Genomic DNA, 24,437 nt, shown 5'->3' on the forward strand with positions numbered 1-24,437 from the left:
ACAATTACACTAATAATTAATTCCCCTAAAAAGAATCAAAGCTATATACGCATTACATCCCATTACTACAACAATGCTATATTCCTCATCTCCTACGACAGATCAGATCCACCTCTTCCATATCCGCCATAATATCCATAACTACGATAGTCACCATAGTTCTTACTGTACTTCTTATAGTAATTACCGTAGTAGCCGTTTTTCGACATATTGACCTTATTGATGATCACTCCGAGGAAACGGGTTCCTGTACGATCCAGCTGAGCTTTTGACTTCTTGAGAAGCTTCCTGCTGGTGATCTCAGATTCGCAGATCAGCACAGTGCCATCCGCATAACGGCTTAAAATAGCCGCATCTATAACTGTACCGACCGGTGCTGTATCCAGGATGACCATATCGTAACCTTCTTCCTTAACTCTCCTGAAAAAACATTCACACATTTCATCCTCAAAGAGCTCTGCAGCATTGGGCGAGTAAGGTCCTGACATAACTATATCAAGGTTCGGTATCATATCAGTCTTATAAAAGCCTTCTTCGATAGGAACCTGTCCTGTCAGTATCTGACTAAGCCCCAGAATCTCATTTTGTGAAGTGTCCCTTGCTGCATGTACTGAAACAAACTCGGAATTACGGATATCACAGTCCACATAAAGTGTGCGCTTTCCTGACTCTGAAAAAGCTCTTGCGAGATCAAAGGATACTGTAGATTTTCCCTCGTTTGGCGACGTGGAGGTTATGAGTACAGTGTGAACATTAGAACCGGAAAAAAGGATATTGGTACGAAGAGTACGGATAGACTCAGAGTAGCGGAAATCCTTATCCACAGGAGTTGTCATAGTTAAGCTTCTGTAATTCATCACTTGTCTCCCTTCTTACTCTTTCTGCGATCATATCCATAGTGGCGTGCCTTTTCCGCTGCCTTTTCATCTATTTCCGGGATAGATGCCAGTACCGGTACACCTAAGTACTCTTCGATATCATCCTCTGTTTTAATAGCATCATTTGTTATGGTAGCGATAACGATTCCGCAGCATACGATTGCCATACCCATAAGTGCAGCAAGCAAAGCATTTCGTGCAGTCTTGGGACCTGTCTTCTTAAGTGGGATCTCACCGTATTCGATGATCTTCGGCGGATCCTGTTCCATGATGTCCGCTATATAATCACTGGCACAATCTGCCACCGTGTCTGTAAGCTGCTTGGCTCTTCCGGGATCTGTATCCAGAAGAGAAATCTTTAATATACGGGTATTCGCAGGATTATCCATGGTGATCTTTTTTCGAAGCTCCAGGTAGTTCATATCGAGAGCCAGCCTTTTGATAACATCTTCAAGTACTGTTCTGGAGGTCACCAGCACCTTATAATCGTTAGTCAGCTGGCTTCCGATCTGGAGATCCGCAAGACTTGTCAGGGTCGTTTCTTTCGTCATGACATAGATCATTGAGGTGCTTGTATAGGTGGGTGTCAGAACGAAGCGTGATACCATGTATCCCAGAGCACCGCAAAGTACTGCACTTAGGATCAAAAGCCAAAGTCGACGTTTAATCTCGATATAAATTTCAAACAAATCGATTGTATCATCCTCTTCAGTCATGATTTGATTCATCGATACCCCCGTCAAAAGGTTTGTATTTTCCACTGTGTTTTTATTATTAAAAGGCATAACTATCCTCGTTTATACTATTTCTTTATCCTGTATTAATTTCTCTACATTCCCACGAAACAGATCGACTGACTGTTCCGGTGCATGAGTTTCTATCCAGCGGATGGCCTTCGCAAGTACCGGCGGACGCCTGTCCTCACGGTGCATGTCAGTTCCCAGAAAATGTACCTGCCCCTTCCTGATGGCATCCCGCACAAATCCGGTTTCTTCATCCATCATAGCTGAAAACCCGCTTTTGCTAAGGGGTTCTGTGCTCACCTGAATGTATCCCCCCATACGGATCACTTCTGAAAGTCCATGCTCTCTGAGCCCCTTAAATCGTTCGGCATGGGCGATAACCGGGCGATAACCTGCAAGGCGAAGTTTTCGCACTGCCCTGAGTATCACCTGATAACTTTCCATAGGATAAAACTCTATCAAGGTATAGTGGGAGCCTGCAAGTGTCAGGATCTCACCGCTTCTGAGCCTTTCTATCATGCTTTCGAAATACAGTACTTCGTTCCCCTCATAGAGCGCTACCCGGAGCTCTTCTCTACTGCATCTTTCACGCAGGATATCCAGTTTTTTTCGGATTTCTTCGGGATCAGAAGGCGCCTCCGGATAGTAATGAGGAGTCGCAAAAATTCCTTCCGCTCCCTGTGATACGGCTGAACGTATAAGGTGCAGGGATTCTTCCTGACTTTTGGCCCCGTCATCTATTTGATAAATAATATGCGAATGAATATCAAACACTACATTTCCCCTCATAAAGACAGGGAGGCAGTTTCCCGCCTCCCCGGCATCCAGGCTGTGCTGTGCACCGCACAAGCCTTATAGCTATTTCCCGGGATAAATATCAGTTAATCAAACATAAAACTGTCCGTTTACAACATGAACAAGTTTCCTTGTTCCGTCGGCAAGAACTATGGTGAGATCTCCGGTAAATTTCGAGTAAGATCCTGTAGCAGGATCTATCATCAAACCGGCAGTACTTCCACCTATAGTACAAAGCATAAACTTGAGATCTACAGTACTTCCGTCGATGGTTCCCTTGTTGGTAACAGTTGTATAAGTAGCACCGTTAAGTGTAGCTACCGCTGACTGAAGCTCCAAATCGAGACCGGCTCCCTTGACCGTGCCATCCTCAAAAACAGCCTTGACACCCTCGATGGTTACTTCTTGTGTTTCACTGGTCTTACTTGCACCATCTGCAGTGACAGTGGTTGTACCATTGTTAGTTGATGCTGCAAAACCTGTTGTAGTCTGCGCAACTGTTCCTGTTGTTCCTGTTGTACCTGTGGTACTTGATGAGCCAGAATCGCTATCAGATGAACCACGATCTGTTGAAGAATTAGTACTTCCACTTGTGGAATTGGCAGCAAATGCAGACACAGCGCTTGATGCAGAAAGTGCAAACACCAGCGCAAGTGTAAGAATTTTCTTTTTCATTTGGTCATCGCCTCCTTACTTTTGTATTTAGGCATCAAGCTTTCTGTGCACATAGCTTTAGCCCATACTATAAATTTATACTTCTCTGTAAAAAATGTTTAGGACCGATTTGTCAATATCCATGTAATCCGGCCAGAATTCATCATATTCAGTTATCCGTATATCACCTTTTGGTGTGATAAAGCTTGATTCAGAAAGTGGATCATCTTTCATAAGGATTTCCAGAGCCAGGTCAAGATATGTTCCCTTTTCCATATTTGTGATGATGTTGTCATCTAAAAGCTGAAACATTTGCGGAACCGTGTCCTTATCCTTTTTCTGCTCTGAAATCAGTTTCTTTTCAAAGGCGATGGCATATATGCGCTGCCGGTCCATACGGCTTATGGGAGATCCGGCCACATCGGTATCTCTCCAGCGGACAAACATCTCTGCCAGTTCTCCCTGAAGATCTACCCTGGCGCCCTTTTTGAATACAGGATCCGCTTTTTCTATGCTGTCATCCGGAACTTCTACCGTTACTCCTCCCACAAAATCATTTAGACGATTGATGATTCCGGCAGGGCCAGCCATGTATCCATCGATTGGTAATCCCCCGAAGAGCCATGAAACAGCCGTGGTTGCAAGCTTTCCGGACAGCTCATGATTGTCTCCCATCCACCAAGCCAGAGTCAGATGATCATGGCCGATGCGAAGGATGTTGTAGTTATAATCTGTAACATACATATCGCACATGGTGTCTCTGGGCACCTGTATTATGGTCACCTGATTCTTTGCAGTATCATGAGCCAACAGGAAAATACCGTCACTTCTTCCCGTATCATGGGAATCAAAATCCTCTTTCAGAGGTCTGTCTGTATCTATACCAAGTATCAGATATGCCTTCACCGCAGTATTACGCTTATAATGCTTTCCATTGTAATAAAGCTCCGGAAGATCAAATACCTTTGGTCGTTCTTCCACTGTGATACCATTGAGGGCATATTCCGGTTTACTGATATCTTCCCCCGGCTTACAGGTAACTTTGAGAATCTGCTTGTCCGGATTGCTGGCCATATCTATAAGATCCCGGAGTTCCTCTTTACCGATATTCTCTCCACCAAGAATCCCCGTACTACCGTCTCCAAAAGCTCCGGAATCCAGAAGCTGCTTGTTGAAAGCTTCAACCTTCTCCGGATCCTGCCCTATCTCAGCCGCCTGGTTTACACTTATCCGGGCCTGATACTGTTGATATACCCAGACGCCTCCTGCTATAGCGATGATCATCACCCCTGCGATGAATATCTTTAGGGGTCTCTGCCTTTTTCTCTTTGCTCTTTCTTTTTCTAAATGTTGTTCTCTTGCCATGAATTCTCCTATATTTTGTATAGACGAAGTTTGACATATGACCACATTATATTAAATTATGGGCGAATTCGAAAATTTTTCTGACATATACGTCGTTTAAATGCTTGAGGGGCTTAGTTAAAATAGGATAAAATCTTTTTCAATGAGAGGAAAATCATGTATCGAAATAATCGAATCGGGAACGTTTCTCCTTTTGTGAAGAAACTGTTCGGCGGAACCGTACTGGGGATCGTTCTATGCGGCACCTCTTTTTTTGTAGTACGGGACTATCAGGAACAGAAATCATATCAGGCCTGGGCACGAACAAAAAATCAGGAACTGTATAACCAGTCACTGACAAGGCGAACCGAAGAACGCCTTAGTCTGAAAGAGTCTCAGAAGAAAAATGACAGCTTCTACCAGCGCCTTCATGATCACCTTCCGGTACGTATCCTCGTGTTGGGAGATGCTTACGGACATGGGCTTGGTGCCGAAAAGAAAAAATCCACCTGGTTTTCTATCCTTGAAAATTCTCTCCGTAAGAAATATAAGGTTAATGTCACTATCGACAATATGTCTTTATCCGGATCAACCACTGCTTATTCCGGTTTTGGTCTTCTGTCGTCCATGGATAATCAGTCCGAAGGCGGAAAGGATTATGATCTTTGCATCTTAAGCTTCGGTACAAATGATAAGCCGAAGGACTTTTCTCTCTGGTATGAGGGAATTCTCAGAAATCTGCAGGAGAAATACCCTCATTGCAGTGTGATGTCGATTCTCGGTCATCAGGGTGTCATGCAGCCGGAATCAGGTTATCTGGATGAAAATGCCAATGCTCTGAAAAATCTCACGAAAACTTATGACGGTGCCCTGATAGATATGCCGTCGGCCATGTCACCGAAGGACCGTGATAATTCCGAAGACAAAGGAAGCCAGTATACAAACGATGGTCTCTTCCTGAACGATTCCGGGCAGAAACTTCTCGCAGATACCATTTTTCATTCCATCGTATCTACTGTTTCGAAATACCCGGATTACAAAAAAGATGCGGTAACACCGGTTTCTCCGGAAGCTCCGGCGCTGATGGATCCGGTATATATCCCTTCAGATAATTTTACCCGTATCGATCAGTATACTCTGACCATAGGTCCTGCTGCTTTAAAAGAAGCCGGCATAGATACCGAGCATTTTATCGGAACACTTGGTGTGGACTTTTCTTATATTCCGGGTGCCAATGACCTTCTGGTAAGTGATGGAGGCCGGGGCCTCGGACGGAATGCATTTTCACTTACGGATACGAAAGAGGAACGCGCCATCGAACCCATCAACGATCACGTGAAGATCTCGGATTATCTGATGCTCAGCTTCCTTACAAAGTCTCAGGCTGACACTTTCCGGGGAGTGCTTTTCACAAAAGATGTCCCTATGTCGGAAACCCTGGACGCATTCACGTCACCGGAAATCATCGGTCCCGTGGATGGAACAGGCACATTGATCCCTCTGGACCGGGAGGGAAAGAAAATCACCGAGACGGATACAGAAACCTCTGCCCCGGTAACCGGTACTTCTGCATCTAAACCGGCTTCTTCGAAAGCATCTGCTGCTAAAAAAGAATCAGAGAATGCTGTAAATGAAACTCTGGTAAACAGTCGTCCCGCAGAAGCACACAGTGAAGAAATCACTTCTGAGAAGGCAACGGAGAATTCCCGGGAGTCTGCCTATTCCGAACCTGAAAGTGATGAAGTCGTGACGCATACTCAGGATCAGCCATCGGAAAAGTCCGGTGAGACTAACCATGCTAATGATACTACTAATAATACTGATAATGGTAATGAAACCAGCGAGACCGGCGTCACAAACTCAAGTGTTTCTGAATCTGCTTCATCTGATGTGTCTGAAGACTCCTTTCCCACACTTCCGGATGATGCGAATCAAACCTCTTTAACTAAACCGGATATCGTAAAGGGGGACCATCTCATGACCACCTCTTCTCCAAAGGTGAAGACGTACTGATAAGCAGCTCGAAGCCGTGTGACTCCTTATATTAAAAATCGAAAGCAGTTGTGCTGCCCATCACATATCCTTAGCTTATAAAAAAAGAAGTGCTGCAACTTATGCAACACTTCTTTTTTAATGTATAGTTCCGTAAATCAATCGAAGGATTTTTTAGAATGCCACTGCTTTTACTGCAGCATTACGGTTCTTTGCCTCATAAAGCGAGAACGCGATATTGATGGCATGATCTCCTACGCGTTCGATACCGGAAACGATATCCGAGAAGAAAATGCCTGCTCTTACGGAGCACTTACCTTCGCTGAGTCTCTGGATATGCTTATCCTGAAGGCTTAGCTCCAGACTGTCGGTCTCGTCCTCAAGAGTACGAACCTCTTCCATATTTGTCATATCCCCCGTAACGAACATGTCGAGGGAATCTCTCATAAGCTTGTTGACCACATCCATCATGCCCTTCAGGTCTTCCTTCGCAAGATCCGACATATGGACATCCTTTTCGGTAAAATACTTCACCACATCTGCGATATCCTCTGCATGATCGCCGATTCTTTCTATATCCGAACATACATGGAAATATCCTGCAATGAGATCCGCGTCCCGTAGAGGAATGGCATTCTGGTTTATCTTTGTCATATATGTGGTTATCTGTTCGCAGAGCCAGTCGATATACTTCTCTGTCTCATAGACCTTTTCGATACCTGAGCCGTCCTCATTGATGAGACACTCCATGGCAGTGTTCAGGTTCTTGAAGGCTGCATTGGCCATGCGCTCCATTTCCTGTTTTGCCATGTAAATGGCAACTGCCGGGTTAGGAAGCTTGTTGATATTGATGTACTTGAGACGGAACTCTCCATCCTCTTTGGATTCCGGAGTCTGATCCTCTTTGACCAGAACATAAGTAAGCTTGATGATCTGGTCCATAAACGGATAGAAAATGATAACCTGGAACACCTTAAATATAAAGTGGGCAAATGCTATATTTCGTCCAAGAGATCCCGGGTCGTTTCCGGTTCCGGAGATGAATCTTATGATGTTCTCGATATGTCCGGCGAAAAGCATTAGCAGGATAAACATGAGAACTGTTCCGAATATGTTGAACAAAAGGTGGATGAGGGCTGCGCGCTTTGCATTGACATTACCCTGAAGAGCTGTAAGAACTGCGCTTGAACATGCGCCGATGTTACAACCAAGGATAATGAACATACAGATGCGAAGATCCACAAGACCCATGGAACCCATGACAACGAGTATGGATACTGTCACGGATGATGACTGAACAATGGAGGTGATGACAAATCCCATGAGAAGTCCCAGCACCGGATTTGTAAAGCCGGAAAGGAAACTTATAACCGCCGGAATCTCTCTTAGATCCGCCATTGAGCCCGACATGGTGGAGATACCCACGAACAAAAGTCCGAAACCCATGACGATCTCACCTGATTTTTTAACAGTCGGATAAGGAATGAAATTCATCATGATAGCACCGGCAAAAATAAAGATAGGCGCTATCGCTGACAATCGGAAGGCAACCAGCAATGCCGTCACCGTGGTACCGATGTTTGCACCAAGTATGATACCGCAGGCATTGGACAATGCCATCAGTCCTGAATTTACGAATGTTACTACCATTACCGTGGCAGTACTGGAGGACTGAATCACAGCCGTGAAGAACAGACCAACAAGCACTCCCGTGAGTCTCGTTCTGGTGAATGTCTCCAGAATCTTTCTGAGCTTGTTACCGGCAACCTTTTCGATACCGTGACTCATCATGTACATACCTGCAATGAAGAGGCCCAGCCCACCTAACAGACTTACAAAAATTGTAATCATTTAGTTTCTCCCTATTTTCGTGAATCCTTTGTTCAAAAGACCACTTTCTCTTTATTTTTGCCCATACAATTTTAAGTATATCGCACAATCTTTTATTAAAATAGTACATATTTAGAGAAAGCCATAAGATAATTTGAATATTTTTGCATTTATCGTACAAAAATTTTGTGAATAAACCTGGTCTTCGCCCTGTTTAAAACAGAGATCAAATCTTCTAATAAAAAGCGGGAGCCTGTCTGCAATTCCCAGACCAGCTCCCCCACTTTCATTTAATCCGTCAACATAAACCATTTCAAAATACAATCTCATGAAATATTTCCCTCTGACTCCTGTTTCTCTTTTCTTCCTATGAATATCATGGCAGCTGTCAAAAGAAGAATGGCGCCAACTATGAAATAGTATTTTGTAAAAGCGCTTGTAGTTCCATAGATGTCCAATACTCCATGTAATATGGAGCCCACTGTAAGTGTCGTAATCCCGTATCCCCATAAATCAATTGTCTGTTGTCCGGGAAATCCCGCTCCCGGTCCTTTTACATCCATTGCAGCGAGCATCCACGGAAGAACTCCAAGGACCAAAGGAAATGCAAAGGCATACAGCATATAATAGGAATAAACTCCGAAACTGAAATACTCATAAACTGCGCCAAACACAGCTGCTGCTATGGTGGAAATGACATATCTCAGGACCTTTCTCATAGCCAGCTTCCTGTTTATGAGCCGTTGCGCTGCGCTGTCCTCATTTATTATTTCGATGTTTTTTTCTCTGTCCTGATCTGTTACTGTTAAAGTTTCTTTTAAACTGATATAATTCGTCATTATTACCTCCTGATGCAGGACTTATTCATTATCCGGTTACTCCGTTATCGGCACCATACATGTATAAGTCCTGCGATTTACTCTTATAGCTTTTTCGCAATTCTAATCCTGCTTTGCGATATATATGATGTCGCTCACGGATCTCTCTGAAATTTTATTTCCTCCGGTGGTGGGCTTATTCACTATCTGACCGTTGAAATACATGGTGCTGGAACCGCCGCCGTCAAGGTTGTAGGCAGTTGTACATCCAAGGCTCTGCATAAATTCCGCAAGCTGATACAGTGTGAGTCCGGTTGATTCACTTGTTCTTCCGTCCGTAACAACGAAAACATAGTGTCCGTCCTCCAGCATGCCGATTGCCGTTCTTGGGTTGGAGGCCATGGCCTTTCCAACTTCCTCATCCTTCGTTACCGCGATCTCTCCGTCTATAACAAGTCCGGGGCCGAAACTTAATACATCAGAAGCGCCTTCTGACAGAATCTCTTCTGCACTTACCTCATCCTCAGAAAAGATCCGTAAGGTTCCGTCGGTGAGAATTGCCAGATCCTCATTTCCCCTGGAGGTTGATCTGTAAAGAGTGCCGTTCCTTACTACGTATCCCTCGTTCTGAGCTCCGTAAAAATCGCCGTTGATAGCAAGGATCGCATTATTTTCCTCCGCGATTTCCGAAGTCTCTGCCTTGACGTTCTTTCCGTATGTGTCTTCGGCAAATGCCGTCTTTATGAGATCCTGTGAAGTATAGGCATCGCTGTCTTCCGTTGTTGCATCTCCCACAAGTCTCACATCTGCAACGTATATTGATGTGTCATTTGCCCTGTATTCCGATACTGTTATGGTCTTTACGCTGTCTGAATAGGTTCCCAGGGCTGTGTCAGAGCTAACAGTATCTATGGTGGTGGTCACATCCGCCGTAGCTGATGTGGTTTTGGATGTATGGCTTCCAGGCTTTGCCATTCCGGGACCGCCTGATGGTCTTTCGTGTTTCTTCTTTTCACTTACTGCCGCATCCTCCGCGGTCACTGATTTACTTACTTCCTTTACAGTCACCTGAAGCCTCTCTGTATCAGCGCTGTATCTCTTGGGAATAACAAAAGTGTCAAGCAGCGCATAGCTCGTAAACATGATGAGCAGACTGTAATATATTAAATTGAATTTTCCTGAGGAAATATTCCTCGGCATAGTACTGGTCTTCATTTTCACCTCTTTTTCCTTTGTATATACTTCACTTTACCGCCACGCTAAGATTCTTAGCCGACTTGAACCTTTCTTCCGGCATGATCTCTACATCTTCCGGCACGTGAGTTTTACGGTTTTTCTTTCCTTTTGTTCCCTTTGCAAAAACGATTTTTCTTTGTACAGCGAAACTGACGAAGAACATAAGTACTTCAACCAAAACTTTGAGTATAACGGGATCTGCTCCGGTATAGGTCGTGAACAGATAAAGAAGAACCGAATTCACTGTAAGTATGCTCACCGCAAGGGCTGCATATTTTATAGCCGATGACTTTCCGTTTTCCTCCGCCTTCTTGCTTGTCTTATCCGAGTCATAGCCCGCAAACACAAAATTTCGGTTAATGCTATAGTTGAACACAGCGCTTGTAATCCGGGCAAAGACATTGGCAAAAAGCACCACTGAAACGGATGTTCCGAAAAGGGCAACTATGCAAAGGAACACGAGGTAATCAATGATAAAACTTAGGAAACTGGAAGCGCTGAATTTAAAGATCTCTCCATATATCCGGGCCGAATCCTTAAAAGGATCAAAGTGACTTCCCGCGTTGTTGTCGATATATATTGTTTCTATGGGAAGTTCCTCCATGGGAAGGCCCTGACGAGCAAACTCCATAAGCATGTTCATCTCATATTCATAGCGGTCTCCGGAGATTTCAAGCATTCTCTCCGTAAGTTCCTTTGAAAAGGCTCTCATTCCGGTCTGGGTATCATAAATGCCCACCCCTGAAAGCATTCTGAAAACGCTTCTTGTAATGCCGTTTCCAATGCGGCTTCTGAGGGGGGATGAGGGGCTCTGCTTACGGCTTCCGAGGACAAGTGTACCCGAATGAACTGCTGCATATTCCACAAGCCTTACGGCATCACTGACCCTGTGCTGGCCGTCGGAGTCAATAACAACCACCGCGTATCCCGGCTCGTACCTGTATTTATCCCTGATGTATCTGAATGCCTCTTTCATGGCATATCCCTTACCTCTGTTTTCCGGGTAGCTTATGACATGGGCAAAAAGTTTTGCATCTTCAAATATAAGACGGAACTTTTCTGCCGGCACCTTCCCGGATTTCACTGCGTTTCCTCCTGCAGATCCGTCATCTACCACAACTACCTCAAAACCCGAAGCTGCGGCTTCGGCTGCTACTTCTATAAGCTTGTCATCCGGCTCATACGCCGGAATCACTGCAATCTTTATAAGTGCTGATTCTATATACATAATTCCTGCTCCTTTCAGAACTCTGATCTGCTCCGGTCTCAAAGATTTGGAAGCACTTGACTATAGTACTTCACAGACCGAAATATCGATTGATCTCATCAATTTCCTATAAAAATACATTCCGTCGACTAAGTTTTAATCTATCGTCGTATTAATTGGCTAATGCTCAGGTCACTACCTGTATGGCTGTATCTTACGAAACGAAGCTTGAATGATGCTGAAGAAAAGTAGGAAAAAAATAAGCCATCCAAAACAATTTGCGTTTCGAATGACTTTTACAAGATTGCAAAAAAAATAACCGCCCCAGCCTGGAAAGTTGAGCGGTTATTTTTGTAACCAATTAAGTTAAGGGCTAACCGTCTACGGCAAGCGCCTTCCTTAATGAAATAGTAAATTATAATTCAGATACTTTCAATAGGTTTTGAAAATCTTTCTCATATTCCATCATCGTGTCTCTGCCGGCATCTCAGGAGCACCTTCAGGTGGATTTCCCATCTGCCCCGCAGCACCATTCATCTCAGGTAGTGTTCCTCCCATGTCAGAAGGAGCATTTCCGCCTTGGCCTCCCGGACCACCCTGACCTCTTGGGCCGCCCTGACCCGGACCGCCCATTCTTCCGCCCATCATATTGGCAGAACGCTCCCCAATGGTACCTGTGAGCCCGTCAATGGTCACCGTTTCTTCCTGATCACCTGTCTTTACGGTATAGGTCTCTCCATCCTTAAGTTTAGCGTCAGAAAGCAGGAATGCTGTAAATGCCTTTGTGGAGTCAGCATTTTCATAGATCACGTTTCCTTCGCTGTCTGTAACAGTGATTTCTGTGCCTGCTGCCTGTTTCTCCGAATAGTAAACTATAATCTGTGCCTGGGTTGAATCCTCACTGAAGCTCTGGAACATACCGCTGGAACCCGTAAGCGCAAAGCTTCCGCCTGTTATGGTGGCTGTTCCGTTGTAATCGAGAGATGCATTGCCATCCATCTCAGGACCGTCAACATAAATATCTCCACCGGTAATGACTACATTTCCGTTTGAATCAATACCGTCTCCGGCGGCTGTTATGTACACGGTTCCTCCGTTTATGGTTATGGCCGCTCCATCAGTGACTGCAAAAATATCATCTGAAGTATCGGATCCCCCTGCGGAATTGATACCGTCGTCAGAAGCCGTGACACTGACCTCTCCACCGTTTATGGTTACGGAAAGTCCCTCAAGACCCTCATAGGATTCAGCCACATTTACTTTTCCGCCGTTTATGATAAGTGCCGTCTCCGCATGAATTCCATCGTCTTCCGCGGAAATGTTGACAGTTCCGTCGCTGATGATCACATCCCCCTTGGAATGAAGGGCATCCTCACCGGAAGTGATATTGAAGGTTCCTGCCTGAATCTCCAGACTGTCCTTGCCGTTAATGCCGTGCTCCGCTGCATTTATATTGAGGGTCACCGCTTCTGATACCATCAGAAGATCCTTTCCATGGATACCGTCTGCGTAACCGCCGTTGACATTAAGGGTACCTGTTCCAATGATATAGAGGTCGGACTTGCTGTATATAGCCGCGTCGGGAATTTCCTCTGCAACGGTGCTGTCTGTCGAAGATACAGCCTCACGTTTGTCCTCCACCGTATTATCAGTACCTGCCTCAATCTCTAAGAAGAAATTACCGGAAGTCTTTACATAAATCGGTGCTGTTTCGCTGTTACTGATGCTGAAGCCGTCAAGGACAAGCTGAACATCATCCTTGTCTCCGGCTTCCACCAGAATCTGTCCCTCCGTAAGGGTACCGCTCAGTCTGTAGGTACCGGCCTTTGTTATGGTTATGGTAGAGCCTGACAGCTTTACACTGTCTGAATTCTGCCCGCTTATGTCAATATTTCCATCGGTAACTGTTATGGCTATTTCGCCCTTTGCAGACTTTACATCTTTGGAAGCCGAAACCGAAGAAACGCTCTCCGATGAGCTGTCGGAAGAAGCCTGAGCTGCTGCATCCCCTGTTCCCGAAGCCTGATCGGTCTTTGTGTTACCGCAGCCTGTTGCCATAACAGAAGCAACGACCGCAGCAGTCAGCACTTCTGCCATACCCTTAAGTGTTCTGTTATATATCTCTTTTGAATAGTTGTTCATTTCTTTACCTCCGGAATCAGAGTGACTCCACCTTTTCAGAAATTCTTCCGCAGCTTATCTCCAAATTGCCGTTTCTGGTTCTGATGTCGTCAATCATCTGCTTCTCATTTTTCTTATCCTTAAGTGTCAGATGATATACCAGCTCATAAAGTGAACCCATATTTACAGTCTTAACTCTCATAAGCTGTGCATCCTCTGAATATGTTCCGAATATATCATCAAAGATATCCGAATAGTCAAGGTTTTCGGGAATAGTTATCTTAAGCTCTCTTTCCAGCTCTTTGGCCTTTCCGAAGGGAGCCGCAACTATAGCAAGGGAAACCGCTCCAACCAGCACTGTCATCACTGCTGCCATCATTATATAGCCCATACCTGTTGCAAGTCCCACTGCCATGGCAAGGAAAATGGATGAAATCTCACGGCTGTTTCCCGGAAGAGATCTGAATCTAACAAGGGAAAAGGCTCCCATGACTGCCACTCCGGTTCCCACATTACCATTCACAAGCATGATCACCGACTGAACGATGGCCGGAAGCAGTATAAGTGTCATAAGGAAATTCTTGCTGCTCCTGTTTTTGTAGCTGTGGATTGCCGCGATTGCCGCCCCAAGAAGCATTGAAACTCCAAGGCATAAAACAAAAACTTCCGGTGTTGCTCCTGTATCTTTAATAATTGTATCTAACATGATATTTCTCCTCATCTATTAGCGTTGTGCAGATCAAATCTGCTCTTATATAACACTGCACGCATTTTTATATTTGAAACTTTTTTTGAAAAAAGTCCGAAAAACTTTGCTTAAGCCATTGCCCTTCTTGGAATTGCAAGCTCCCCCACAGCTGCTCCGCTCTTTCTTCGAAGCTCCAGGGCATTGAGCTGTTTTAATGCTATAATCTTTGCTTCATGTCCTATCTCTTCTGCGAATTGTTTTTTATAGTAGCTTCCGTATTTTGAGAAGGACACCATATTTATATCAAGCTCTGCAAATGCTTCAGCCATCCATACCGGCATGGCTCCGGGAATCTTCACTTCCATAAGAACCTTGTCATCAGGAATTATGTACTCTCCCTGATCTCCTTCCGTAAGCTCCAGATTCTTTTCCCTTGCTCTTATGGCATTGTCAAAAGTAACTCTCAGATCCGGATCCTCATTTCCGTGAAGCGCCACTCTGTCATAAGCTATAAAGGCCTTTGGTTTAAGTCCGTAGAAGTTTTTTGCGTAATCTATCTCCTTAAAGATCTGTCTGGTTGCGAAATCATCTTTGATCTCTGGCGTTTTTCCTTCATATAAGTACTTTCTTGCCTCTGACATCTTCATGGAGATTCGTCTTTTATAAACGATTCCCGCATATTTCTTCTTAAGCTCCAGAAAAACCTCCTGGTCCTCAGTGGGTACTCCGTAGGACCTTAGTCTTAACTTCTCTTTGTACTTAGGCTTCTCTATGGAGGTGCGGATCAACTGAAAATTGTCCGTATCAAAATATATATTGCAGATGGTATAGTCTGTGAATTTATCTGGAGACATATATTTATCGAGAATCGGCTGAAGCTTATCGAACTGATCTCTCGTCAACATGAACTTCTTTTCAATTCTTTCAAAAATCTGTAATGCCATATCTGTTTCTCCTCTCATGAATCAAAGTCGGTTTATCCTTTTCTGTTAGATATTCCCCTGACTTATCGGACTGTTAAGTTCTTATGAAAAACTTAAAGTTCTTTAGGATGGATGTAGCATACAGTTCCAAACTGAAAAAAAGCTGAAAAAGACCTTTGGAAAATGTGTACTTTATGTGAAAATAAAAAGCCGGCCCGTGACTCTGTGTCACGAACCGGTTTTTATATCAACGCCATAATTGGTTTAATTCTATCTTCCCCTTGTGCCTGCACAAAAGCGGAATAAAGAATTTATGATATCCAAATATCACTCAGAACTCTACTGTTTCAGGAGCGCTGACGAAGGAGCTGAAGGTAGCCTTTGCATTTTTAAGATAAAATACCTCCGTGTTTGGATCCTCTGCAGAGTACATCTTCTGAAGTGAAGGATAGGCATCAAGCATTGACTTCTTTGCTTCGATTCTCTCATCCTCTACAAGTTCTCCGGAAACCCTGAGCCATGTGCCGTCTTTAAAAGCACATATCTCAACCTTCGGATTCTTGTGGATCTGCTTTGAAACATCCTTGACCTTGCCGGTCTGGATGTAAAGTCTGCCTTCAAAGATGTTTACTGTCCCGAAGGGTCTCACACGTGGCTGATCACCATCCACCGTCGCAAGATAATATGTATCTGCCTGCTTTAAAAACTGTTCTACTCTCTGCATAATTACCTCCACGTAAATTTAAGAAAATATAACCGTTCCTCTTGTTAATCACTGTACTTCCAAATGAAACCTGACCGTCAACGGCTTTATATACCCTTACCGCCGGTCACCTGTGCCTTTGCCTCTTCACCGGATTTCAAAGGCTTTTTTGCCTGAGTTACCCCATCGGGCTTTTTCTCTGCCTTTACAGCTTCGGCCTTCTTTTTATCTTCAGCGACTTCCGTTTTCATTTTATCATCAGATGCTTCGATCTTCTTTTTATCGTCAGCTGCTACAGTCTTCTTTTTTTCATCAGATGCTTCGATTTTCTTTTTATCACTGACTGCTACAGACTCCTTGTCTGTTTCCAGGACCTTCTGAAGGAAATACTTTATCTGCTTGCACCACCACTCCCAGCTGTGGGAAACATCATATCCCCAATAATCGCACCATGCATTGATGCTCTTGGTGATAAAGATTCTCTCAAGATTCTTGAGGGCACGCACTCCATCAAATTCCTGTGCTCCCTGCCCAACGCAGAAAATCATCTTTCTGTTATTGTAGATCCGGATATACTCATGATCCGGTGCCATATTCTCCAGGAAACGCTCCGGAGAATTTTCATAAAGATCATGATCTATATAGTTTCCAAAGAAATATCTGGCATCATAGATTCCAGACATGGCGATAAGAGCCTGGAAAAGATCCGGTCTTCTCAAAAAGACAACCGCCGCCTGATTTGCCCCAATCTCGGTACCTGCAGCAATAGGCAGCTTTTTTGTCTTGTTTATCTTTCGTATAAACGGAAGCACCTCCTCGACTATATACCTGTAGTAGCTTTCCTGTCTTGCGGTCCTCCATACATCTATGCCGTTCTCACAAAGCCAGCTTTCATCATCCACTGATCCGACGGTAAAAAGCTGGATCTTTCCGGCCTCAAGAAATTCCTCTATGCTGTCAACCATACCGTTCTTTTCCCAGTCATCAAATCTGGTACTCTGAGTCGGGAAAGCAAGTACAGGGATACCCTTTGTCCCATAAACCACAACCGACATATCCTTATCCAGATGCACACTGTGCCACATATACTTATCTCGATTCACTAGCTGTTCCTCCTATCCTCTATATTTCACGTTCGTTATTTCTATGTCAAAGTAATACGAAGATTATACCATGAATTACATTTCCCGTGCACTATATTTCCGCCTGAAATAAATGTATAATATGATATAAGCGTCAGTTCCTCTCATGTCATATTTTCATGGACTGGCGTCCCTACAGGAGGCTCCGATATGAATTTCATTTTTCTTTCCCCAAACTACCCTGATAATTATTGGAACTTTTGCGACCGTCTGAAGAAAAACGGTGTCAATGTCTTAGGCGTGGGGGATGCACCCTACGAAAACCTGCCTCAGGATCTCAGAGACAGCCTGACTGAGTATTACCGCATCGACAGTCTTTCGGATTATGACCAGCTTTATCGGGCAGTTGCATTTTTCTCTTTCAAATACGGAAAGATCGACCGGATTGAATCCATGAATCCATACTGGCTTTCCCAGGAGGTACTTCTCAGAACGGATTTCAATATAGCTGCCGGACCGAGACATTATCCTGCTTCTCACATAGATGCTGAAACTCTGGCCAAAAACCAGAACGCCGAAGGCACTATCTGCTCCTATGATGCAGTTTCAGACAGTAACGGAGACCCTTTGTTTGAGTCCATGACAGTCTGGCCCGAGGCCGCTCTCACAAAGACAGTTGATACCGGCATCGTATACTATACCTGTCCCGGAATGCCTGCAAAGCTTCGTTCTCTGGGAAGAAAAACCCTGAAATCGCTTGATGCAAAATCCCGTTTCGTTCATTTCGTATTTAAGTGCCTCACAAAAGACCAGGAGGGCTTCGGTTCAGAGGGTGACTATATCGCCATAGATACAGATCTCTGTCCTGCGGGAGGATACATTCCCGACATGATGAATTTTGCCCACTCTGTAGACGTTTATAAAATCTGGGCAGATATGATAACTACTGACCGCCGCTACCTTGACGGAAGACTCCTGACTGCTTCCGAGCTTTCACATCATACTGTAAAGACCGAAGAGGACTGCTTCTCCGTTCATGCAAGCCGGAAGGAAGGTCCTGATTATGTTCATCCCGAAAGCCGCATAGCAGACAAGTTCCATGATGTCATCGTCATGCGGAAGGAGCTTCCGGAAGCGGCATGGCAGCACATCGGAAGATATGTATATACTCTCCGTCTCCGCTCACAGCACGAGGTCGATACCTTCATAAAATTCCTTCATGAAACAAACTGATGCTTCCTAAGATAATCAGCCCACTGCGAGAGGGGCCGTTTTTTCCAAAGAGCCTTAACAGGTCACATAAATTTAAACCAAAAAACCGTGGAATTGATTTCACCATCAATTCCACGGTCTTTTTTATATGACTCTGATATCTGTAAGCGCAACCTGATCACCGGTTATAGCTGCATATACCTTTTTTCTGTAATCTTTTATATAAGTAGTATTCTGTATATTCACCCCAAGATTTTCAGACCGCAGAGTAATCCTGTTGCCCTTTTTAAGGAAGTCAACATCGTATATCAGTCCCTCCTTATTCCTCTGCTTCCACTGATCCCATCCTACAAACTCATCAGTTCTTTGCATCACAAAACGGTTATCTGCCTTTTCATCCGAGCTCTCTATTTCTCCGTTCAGCTTTATCAAAGCATATTCCTGATAGCCCTCACCATAGACCTTCTTATCCTCAGAATAGAACAAAACTATATACGGACATTCCCACACAAGTCCCGCTGTAGGAAGGCTCATGGAATGAAATCTTATTTCCAGCCCATCTCTCACCTCTATCCCTTCAGTTGCACAAGACCTCGTTCTGTCTACCTGAAGATTCGGAAGGTCTGCCTCTATTCTGTCGATGTAGCTTATTTCCTCAGCTATACGGGGTATATCTCCCATTTCGGTTTTCCGGCTTGTATGCTCCAGCTCTATATCATATATATGACAGTTTTCACCCGTCAGACCTATATATGCCATCATGGATTTATTCGGTAATGCAGTAACCACCTGGAAAGACTTTACTTCACTCTTTATATCTATTTTCAGATGATCATCATATCTTCCGAAAATAAGCTCATACTCTCCGGCGATTATGTTTTCCTCATTACTCATCTCTATTGTCTCACAGGCTTCAGCGGGGGGTGTGCTTTCTTCCTCCGGGTCATATATTTCCATATTTCTTGCCTCGGTGGATACGATATGTCCGTCAAGCCATATTTCACCATACTCTATATAATGATTTGAATCTATAGTCTTTCGGTTTACATGTACCCTCCTGTCGTATGAATCGAACAGAATCAAGGCAGGCACACCCTTCTCCGGTGTACTCCGGCACTTGAATCTGAGTATGGTGTATGAGTCTGTTACCGGAATACCGGCTCCTATATTATCCCTGTATTCACCGCAAAAAATATCCTTATTGATTTCCCGGTCACCCCACGCCTTACTCTCCATATTCTCCATATCTATAAGCTGAACCATAAGCTCCGTATAATCAGCGTCAAACTGGGTACCGGAACCTTTCAGCAGTTCTTCTCTCACAACCTGAATCGGAAGAGCTTCTCTGAATCTTCTTTTTGAGACCATGGCGTCATAGGCTCTGGCTACGGCGATGATCCTGGAAATCTCCGGTATACTCTCTCCCTGAAGCCCGTCAGGATACCCCTTTCCGTCATATCTTTCATAGCTGTGTCTGGCGCTTTTACTGAGATAAGGATACTCAGTTATGCTGGAAAGAATATCACTGCTGAATACCGGTATTTTTTTCATAAGCTTATACTCACCATCACTCAGCTCACTCTTTTTTCCGATAATACTGTCCGGAAGCAGTATCAGACCTATATTATGAAGCAGCGCCGCATAGTACACCCTATAGCACTCTTCAGGGCTTTTTCCCTTCATTTCTGCAAGTCTCTTTGCCACCTCCGCTATCCTTACTGAGTGTCCCTGCAAAAAAATATCTTTTCTTTCAATCGCGGAAACAAATGCCTTGGAAGTCTCATCAAAAAGCCTGTTCATGCTCATCTTTTCTTTTCTGAGTGTGTCCATCTCCAGCTCATGAGCCTTGACCAGCTGTTTATTGGTATCCATAAGAGTAAATACATAAATGATTATGATCTCCCCCACCATGGAAAGATTTGTAAGAGAAAGCCCGTAACAAAACACCTGTATTACTCCGGCTACCAGAGGTGTAACTGAAAAAAGCATGAGAGGAACCAGAACGCTCTTATTAAGATGTTTTCTAATTCTTATCAAAACCCGCAGCTCAAAAAACGACATGATCACCGGAAAAATGTAACAGATTATAAATCCCGGAGAACGGACATATCTGTTATACTCATCAAAGGTATAGTACAGTCCTGTAAACTGAGAGATAATTATAAGTATCAGCGCCAGAATAGCACACATATCATTGATATGAAGACATCTGGGAACTTTCTTTTCACCTCCCTCATTTAAACAGAGATCTTCTATATACCGATTCACAAAAAATATCGCTGCCACTGTCATACTGTAGACAAGATAATTGGAGACTCTGGTCATAATTGTGGCAAATCCTGAGGTTTGTCCGCGAAAAATATATGCATACCTGTCTGAAAAAAGCAGGATCATGGCTGACAGGTCCATACCTATCATCGCCCTCTTTCTTTTCCATGTGACGGACTCGGATATGTAGGAAAACAGTGCTGTCATACCACAGATACTTCCCATAATAAGCATCCAATTCAGTTGATTTGCCGCGATAAACTCTTTCATAAACAACTCCGATTGTTGAAGAGGAAACTGTTTTCCTCTCCCATATTCAGATAATACTTTTCTATTACGTATCCTTTAAAGCGCGGATACTTTCATTTTTTCTTCAGGCAGATGATTCATAACCGCTCTTTCCAAAGTTATGCCATCTATAGGCTTATGTATAACTTCATCAAAGCCCTTCGACCTGAAATAGTCGTCTCCCAGGGAACTGTCTGATGTAAGAATGTGTACCGGCATATCAGGATAAACCGTTTTAATTCTCTGCACTGTTTCAAATGCGTCCATCCCCGAAAGCATATGATCCAGGATCACCATGTCAAATCTGGTTTCCTTCAAAAGATAGAGACATTCTTCTCCGCTTTTCACCGACGAAACAAAAATCCTCGTGGACTTCAAAAGTCCCTTTACCACCTTAAGCTCCATATGATCTCCGTCAACCAAAAGCAGTTCAACGTCCGGAGCTATAAACTGCGGAACATATTGTCCTATTCTGTCTTTAGGGAATTTTTTTACGATATTTCCCAAAGCGCTGTCTTCCACTATCCTTTGCCTTATGGAAAAAACCAGCTCCAGCTCATCCTTTTCGATATAGTTATACTTTATACTGCCGCCTGTAAGCTCGATATAGCTTTCGATAATGTTTCTTTCCAGACACTTTTTGGAACGATCGGCAGCTGTATCCGAAGATGACCTGTTTTCATCATTCAAGATATCCTCGAAATACTCCGCATTGATTTCATTGCCTTTGAGTCTGACGGAAAAAACCAATTCACATATGTCATTGATCCTCTTCCTCATAGCTATATCCAGCTTTATTCCACCATCATCGATGCACTTCACAGCCAGAATAATCATGTTCAGTACAATTGCCCTTATCTTTTGCATGTCACCATGCAGGCGTTTGGGAATGACCTCATCCACTGTGATATCCCAGCCAAGATCCCCGACCTCACATATACCTCTTCCCATGGTAAGTACTGATATCAGTAAATCGTATAGTTCGTAATCCTTTTCCTTTATCTCTGCGTACCCGTTATCTATCCTTATCATTTCGTACAGTTCATCGAACCCACCCATAATACTTGCAGAAGCAAACCTGATATCATTTGCATACTCCGATATGGCTGAAACATACTCCTTCGGCACCAGAGATGCATCCTCTCTCAGTATCATCTCATCGATACCAAGAATAGTATTCACCTGTGTTTTCAGTACATGTAATACTTCCTCAAACAGCTTCATGTTACGATAAGCTGTTCTTTCCACCTTTTCCTTTGCGATTCTGACTCTGTCATACTGTTTTCTGACCAGTGCATTTTTTATGAAATACCAAAATAGCATGCCGACCAGTGATAAAAACAGGAATACCACAGAAAAACGTACTATAAGAAGCTCATGGATACCGGGTATCTTTTCGATTTTATAGGTTTTCTCATGAATGACTTTTTCTCCGGACTCATTAAGAATCTGTATATGGAGAACATAATTACCATAGGGAAGCTCTGTATATTCAAGCGGCATAAGCCTGCTTTTCACTTCGGTAACACCCACGTCCTTCAGCCCTTCAAGAAAGATCCTGACTATAGGATCAGACATGGAGTAATCCATTACAGATGCTATTATACTTATTCTCCCTGCTGCGGAAGGAATACGGTACACACCATCCTCTTCCTTTATTTCTCCGGCCTCCGAGGAATAGAAAGAACTTAAATCCATCTTTATTTCCGAATCATTGTCGAAGTATGCTCCGGTATTGAATTTGATGACGCCCTTTCTTCCCGCCACATACATATCTCCTTCCTGATTCATGTAGTTGTAAGAAACGGAAGTCACCGCAAACGGAAGCCCGTCTGCCAATGAAAAAAGCCTCGGGGCTTTTACCTGATCAGACAGCATATCTTCCTCGGGAACACAGTATATACCATTTGATGACAGTACCCAGATTTTTCCCTTTTTATCATTGTAAATATCGTAATTGTTATTGTAGGGAAAGCTTTTTATGGTCCTGACTTTTCCATCCTTCAGATATCCTACGGAATTAGATGTGACTATCCAGCACACATCCTTTTCTTCATCTTTCCTTACCCTCAGCACCACATCACTCGTAAGTCCTTCTTCTCTTCCTATCCTTTCGACCTTTGTGCCATCTACAACATATAGTCCGTCACCATCCGATCCTGCATATATCTTTCCGTCAATTCCCTCAGCGACGGTCAGAATAACCGTATTCTTCATACCCTGTCCGGCGCCAACAGAACGAATTATCTTCCTGTCCTTTATGATAACAAGGCCGGAATTTGTTCCTACAAGTATGCTTCCGTCTTTTTGTTCACTGGTACACCTGACCTCATTGGAGGGCATTCCGTTTTCTATTGTATATTTATCTATGTAACCGCCTCGGGAAAGACATACCAGCCCTACATCCCCGGTATAAACAGATACCCAAAGATTACCCGCTGTATCACTCATGATACAGCGGACCCTGTTATTTCCTATGCATTCCGTAAGCTCATTTGTAACTCTGCGCCCGTGTCTGTCTATAATCCTGAGTCCGCTCTCAGTTCCAACATAAAGTTTTCCGGACACCTTACACACAGTATTTGTGGTCTCCGGTTCCAGATCGGTAAGCATGGAAAGATCCTGAAAATTGTTCTTCACCAGCTTAAGAACTCCCTGAGTCGATGAGGCAAACCATAGATTTCCCTGATAATCGGGAATCATCATCTCTATACCGCTGTCAATTCCCATATCGTTTAATATATGAAATCTCAGTGCTTCATCCAGATACCCTGCCTTTGATGTCGAAGTGACAAACACCCTGTTACAGGCATAACATATACACTGAACTGATGATATTCCATCCACCGGGATCTTTTTCATCTGAGCAGCTCTCTGTCCGAAAGAACCATAATACAGCTCGCCGTTCTCTGTTCCTATATAAATATTGCCATCATTCATGGAATCTGTCATAACAGCGGATATTCTGCCCGGAAAGCCAAGGTCTGAACTATTATGAATACTTTTTACAGCACATTCTTCAATAGTAAACACACTGCCGGATGCTGTCTGTCCGTAAATCCTTCCTTTTCCATCCGAATCCAGCATTTTGATACGTTCTGTATCAAGTTTTTTATGAGAGAGTCTGTTCAGCTTTCCGGATGGACCTATGTAAACCAGACCTGCTGTTGTTCCGGCAAAAACATTGCCATCATTGTCCTCGGCAAAGCATCGTACAGATGAAGAAGGAAGCCCCTGCTCATAGGTATATCGGCTTGTGGTATCTCCATCCAGAACCACTATGCCGTTGTCATTGGTTCCGACCCATATCCTGCCTTTTTTATCCTCGAAAAGCGCTCTTGCACTGGTCAGACCATCTGTAGAATCCAGTCTCTCAAAAGTCTTACCGTCATAGACTATGACTCCTGCATACCCGCCTATCCATATTCTCCCGTCCGAGGAACATAATACACATGTTGCATCAGATGTAGGCAGACCGTTGGATGCTCCATATAGCACCGTTGCATAGGAAACATTTATCGCCTGTCCGGTAGCCGCATATCCTCCCCCCGTCAGAACTTCATCGTTATCTTCAGCATGTGCAGCGACACACCAGCCGAGGCTTATGTAGAGCCACAGTACACAGATGAAAAAAACGCTACATCTTTTCATATCC

The 24,437-nt window shown here is 43.9% G+C and carries 19 protein-coding genes; 2 read left to right on the forward strand and 17 right to left on the reverse strand.

What is annotated here, in order from left to right; translation table 11 throughout:
• Positions 1–92: 92 nt before the first annotated feature.
• The 5 genes from T515_RS07220 to T515_RS07240 form a co-directional block, all read right to left on the reverse strand.
• Positions 93–857, reverse strand: coding sequence for a CpsD/CapB family tyrosine-protein kinase (locus T515_RS07220; RefSeq protein WP_081832714.1), 765 nt, complete (start codon positions 855–857; stop codon positions 93–95).
• Entirely contained in the window at positions 857–1,606 is a 750-nt protein-coding gene (locus T515_RS07225; RefSeq protein WP_036609335.1) for a YveK family protein, read from the reverse strand. Before T515_RS07225 ends, T515_RS07220 begins: the two co-directional genes overlap by 1 nt.
• A gap of 69 nt (positions 1,607–1,675) precedes the next feature.
• Complete coding sequence (locus T515_RS07230) at positions 1,676–2,395, reverse strand: CpsB/CapC family capsule biosynthesis tyrosine phosphatase (RefSeq protein WP_155988310.1); 720 nt, start codon at positions 2,393–2,395, stop codon at positions 1,676–1,678.
• A gap of 111 nt (positions 2,396–2,506) precedes the next feature.
• On the reverse strand, positions 2,507–3,091 hold the full coding sequence (locus tag T515_RS07235; protein WP_036609263.1) for a hypothetical protein: 585 nt from the start codon (positions 3,089–3,091) through the stop codon (positions 2,507–2,509).
• A gap of 75 nt (positions 3,092–3,166) precedes the next feature.
• Positions 3,167–4,435 (reverse strand): LCP family protein, encoded by a 1,269-nt coding sequence (locus T515_RS07240; RefSeq protein WP_051671535.1) that lies wholly within the window; start codon positions 4,433–4,435, stop codon positions 3,167–3,169.
• Positions 4,436–4,591: 156 nt separating this feature from the next.
• On the opposite strand from T515_RS07240, the gene T515_RS07245 reads away from it, so the two are divergent.
• The gene (locus tag T515_RS07245) at positions 4,592–6,427 is read left to right on the forward strand and encodes a GDSL-type esterase/lipase family protein (protein ID WP_036609264.1); all 1,836 of its coding nucleotides are present in this window, start codon (positions 4,592–4,594) and stop codon (positions 6,425–6,427) included.
• A 153-nt stretch (positions 6,428–6,580) separates the two neighbouring features.
• Here T515_RS07245 and T515_RS07250 read toward each other — a convergent pair whose 3' ends face one another.
• The 10 genes from T515_RS07250 to T515_RS07295 form a co-directional block, all read right to left on the reverse strand.
• Complete coding sequence (locus T515_RS07250; RefSeq protein ID WP_036609265.1) at positions 6,581–8,257, reverse strand: Na/Pi cotransporter family protein; 1,677 nt, start codon at positions 8,255–8,257, stop codon at positions 6,581–6,583.
• A 111-nt stretch (positions 8,258–8,368) separates the two neighbouring features.
• The gene (locus tag T515_RS07255; protein WP_036609267.1) at positions 8,369–8,566 is read right to left on the reverse strand and encodes a hypothetical protein; all 198 of its coding nucleotides are present in this window, start codon (positions 8,564–8,566) and stop codon (positions 8,369–8,371) included.
• Complete coding sequence (locus T515_RS07260; RefSeq protein WP_051671536.1) at positions 8,563–9,075, reverse strand: hypothetical protein; 513 nt, start codon at positions 9,073–9,075, stop codon at positions 8,563–8,565. Before T515_RS07260 ends, T515_RS07255 begins: the two co-directional genes overlap by 4 nt.
• A gap of 102 nt (positions 9,076–9,177) precedes the next feature.
• Positions 9,178–10,269, reverse strand: coding sequence for a phosphodiester glycosidase family protein (locus tag T515_RS07265; RefSeq protein ID WP_242839346.1), 1,092 nt, complete (start codon positions 10,267–10,269; stop codon positions 9,178–9,180).
• A 28-nt stretch (positions 10,270–10,297) separates the two neighbouring features.
• Entirely contained in the window at positions 10,298–11,518 is a 1,221-nt protein-coding gene (locus T515_RS07270; protein WP_051671537.1) for a bifunctional glycosyltransferase family 2/GtrA family protein, read from the reverse strand.
• Positions 11,519–11,962: 444 nt separating this feature from the next.
• Entirely contained in the window at positions 11,963–13,639 is a 1,677-nt protein-coding gene (locus T515_RS07275; protein WP_051671538.1) for a carbohydrate-binding domain-containing protein, read from the reverse strand.
• 16 nt (positions 13,640–13,655) lie between these two features.
• On the reverse strand, positions 13,656–14,324 hold the full coding sequence (locus T515_RS07280) for a DUF4956 domain-containing protein (protein WP_242839347.1): 669 nt from the start codon (positions 14,322–14,324) through the stop codon (positions 13,656–13,658).
• Between the two features lie 110 nt (positions 14,325–14,434).
• Positions 14,435–15,250, reverse strand: a complete 816-nt coding sequence (locus T515_RS07285; protein WP_081832715.1) for a polyphosphate polymerase domain-containing protein — start codon at positions 15,248–15,250, stop codon at positions 14,435–14,437.
• Between the two features lie 310 nt (positions 15,251–15,560).
• On the reverse strand, positions 15,561–15,953 hold the full coding sequence (locus tag T515_RS07290) for a pyridoxamine 5'-phosphate oxidase family protein (RefSeq protein WP_036609271.1): 393 nt from the start codon (positions 15,951–15,953) through the stop codon (positions 15,561–15,563).
• Positions 15,954–16,039: 86 nt separating this feature from the next.
• Positions 16,040–17,035, reverse strand: a complete 996-nt coding sequence (locus T515_RS07295; RefSeq protein ID WP_242839348.1) for an alpha/beta hydrolase-fold protein — start codon at positions 17,033–17,035, stop codon at positions 16,040–16,042.
• Between the two features lie 189 nt (positions 17,036–17,224).
• On the opposite strand from T515_RS07295, the gene T515_RS07300 reads away from it, so the two are divergent.
• Positions 17,225–18,247 (forward strand): hypothetical protein, encoded by a 1,023-nt coding sequence (locus T515_RS07300; protein ID WP_036609273.1) that lies wholly within the window; start codon positions 17,225–17,227, stop codon positions 18,245–18,247.
• 123 nt (positions 18,248–18,370) lie between these two features.
• On the opposite strand, the gene T515_RS07305 is transcribed toward T515_RS07300, so the two are convergent.
• Positions 18,371–20,764 (reverse strand): HD-GYP domain-containing protein, encoded by a 2,394-nt coding sequence (locus T515_RS07305; protein WP_036609275.1) that lies wholly within the window; start codon positions 20,762–20,764, stop codon positions 18,371–18,373.
• 75 nt (positions 20,765–20,839) lie between these two features.
• Positions 20,840–24,433, reverse strand: a complete 3,594-nt coding sequence (locus T515_RS07310) for a two-component regulator propeller domain-containing protein (protein WP_051671539.1) — start codon at positions 24,431–24,433, stop codon at positions 20,840–20,842.
• Positions 24,434–24,437 lie beyond the last annotated feature (4 nt).

The organism is Oribacterium sp. P6A1 (assembly GCF_000702885.1).
GTDB lineage: Bacteria > Bacillota > Clostridia > Lachnospirales > Lachnospiraceae > Oribacterium.

What these genes read in the sequence shown, in the direction of transcription:
- T515_RS07220 (WP_081832714.1), bottom strand. Translation starts at nt 857, where the DNA reads ATGAATTACAGAAGCTTAACTATGACAACTCCTGTGGATAAGGATTTC.
- T515_RS07225 (WP_036609335.1), bottom strand. Translation starts at nt 1,606, where the DNA reads ATGAATCAAATCATGACTGAAGAGGATGATACAATCGATTTGTTTGAA.
- T515_RS07235 (WP_036609263.1), bottom strand. Translation starts at nt 3,091, where the DNA reads ATGAAAAAGAAAATTCTTACACTTGCGCTGGTGTTTGCACTTTCTGCA.
- T515_RS07240 (WP_051671535.1), bottom strand. Translation starts at nt 4,435, where the DNA reads ATGGCAAGAGAACAACATTTAGAAAAAGAAAGAGCAAAGAGAAAAAGG.
- T515_RS07245 (WP_036609264.1), top strand. Translation starts at nt 4,592, where the DNA reads ATGTATCGAAATAATCGAATCGGGAACGTTTCTCCTTTTGTGAAGAAA.
- T515_RS07250 (WP_036609265.1), bottom strand. Translation starts at nt 8,257, where the DNA reads ATGATTACAATTTTTGTAAGTCTGTTAGGTGGGCTGGGCCTCTTCATT.
- T515_RS07255 (WP_036609267.1), bottom strand. Translation starts at nt 8,566, where the DNA reads ATGAGATTGTATTTTGAAATGGTTTATGTTGACGGATTAAATGAAAGT.
- T515_RS07260 (WP_051671536.1), bottom strand. Translation starts at nt 9,075, where the DNA reads ATGACGAATTATATCAGTTTAAAAGAAACTTTAACAGTAACAGATCAG.
- T515_RS07265 (WP_242839346.1), bottom strand. Translation starts at nt 10,269, where the DNA reads ATGAAGACCAGTACTATGCCGAGGAATATTTCCTCAGGAAAATTCAAT.
- T515_RS07270 (WP_051671537.1), bottom strand. Translation starts at nt 11,518, where the DNA reads ATGTATATAGAATCAGCACTTATAAAGATTGCAGTGATTCCGGCGTAT.
- T515_RS07275 (WP_051671538.1), bottom strand. Translation starts at nt 13,639, where the DNA reads ATGAACAACTATTCAAAAGAGATATATAACAGAACACTTAAGGGTATG.
- T515_RS07280 (WP_242839347.1), bottom strand. Translation starts at nt 14,324, where the DNA reads ATGTTAGATACAATTATTAAAGATACAGGAGCAACACCGGAAGTTTTT.
- T515_RS07285 (WP_081832715.1), bottom strand. Translation starts at nt 15,250, where the DNA reads ATGGCATTACAGATTTTTGAAAGAATTGAAAAGAAGTTCATGTTGACG.
- T515_RS07290 (WP_036609271.1), bottom strand. Translation starts at nt 15,953, where the DNA reads ATGCAGAGAGTAGAACAGTTTTTAAAGCAGGCAGATACATATTATCTT.
- T515_RS07300 (WP_036609273.1), top strand. Translation starts at nt 17,225, where the DNA reads ATGAATTTCATTTTTCTTTCCCCAAACTACCCTGATAATTATTGGAAC.
- T515_RS07305 (WP_036609275.1), bottom strand. Translation starts at nt 20,764, where the DNA reads ATGAAAGAGTTTATCGCGGCAAATCAACTGAATTGGATGCTTATTATG.
- T515_RS07310 (WP_051671539.1), bottom strand. Translation starts at nt 24,433, where the DNA reads ATGAAAAGATGTAGCGTTTTTTTCATCTGTGTACTGTGGCTCTACATA.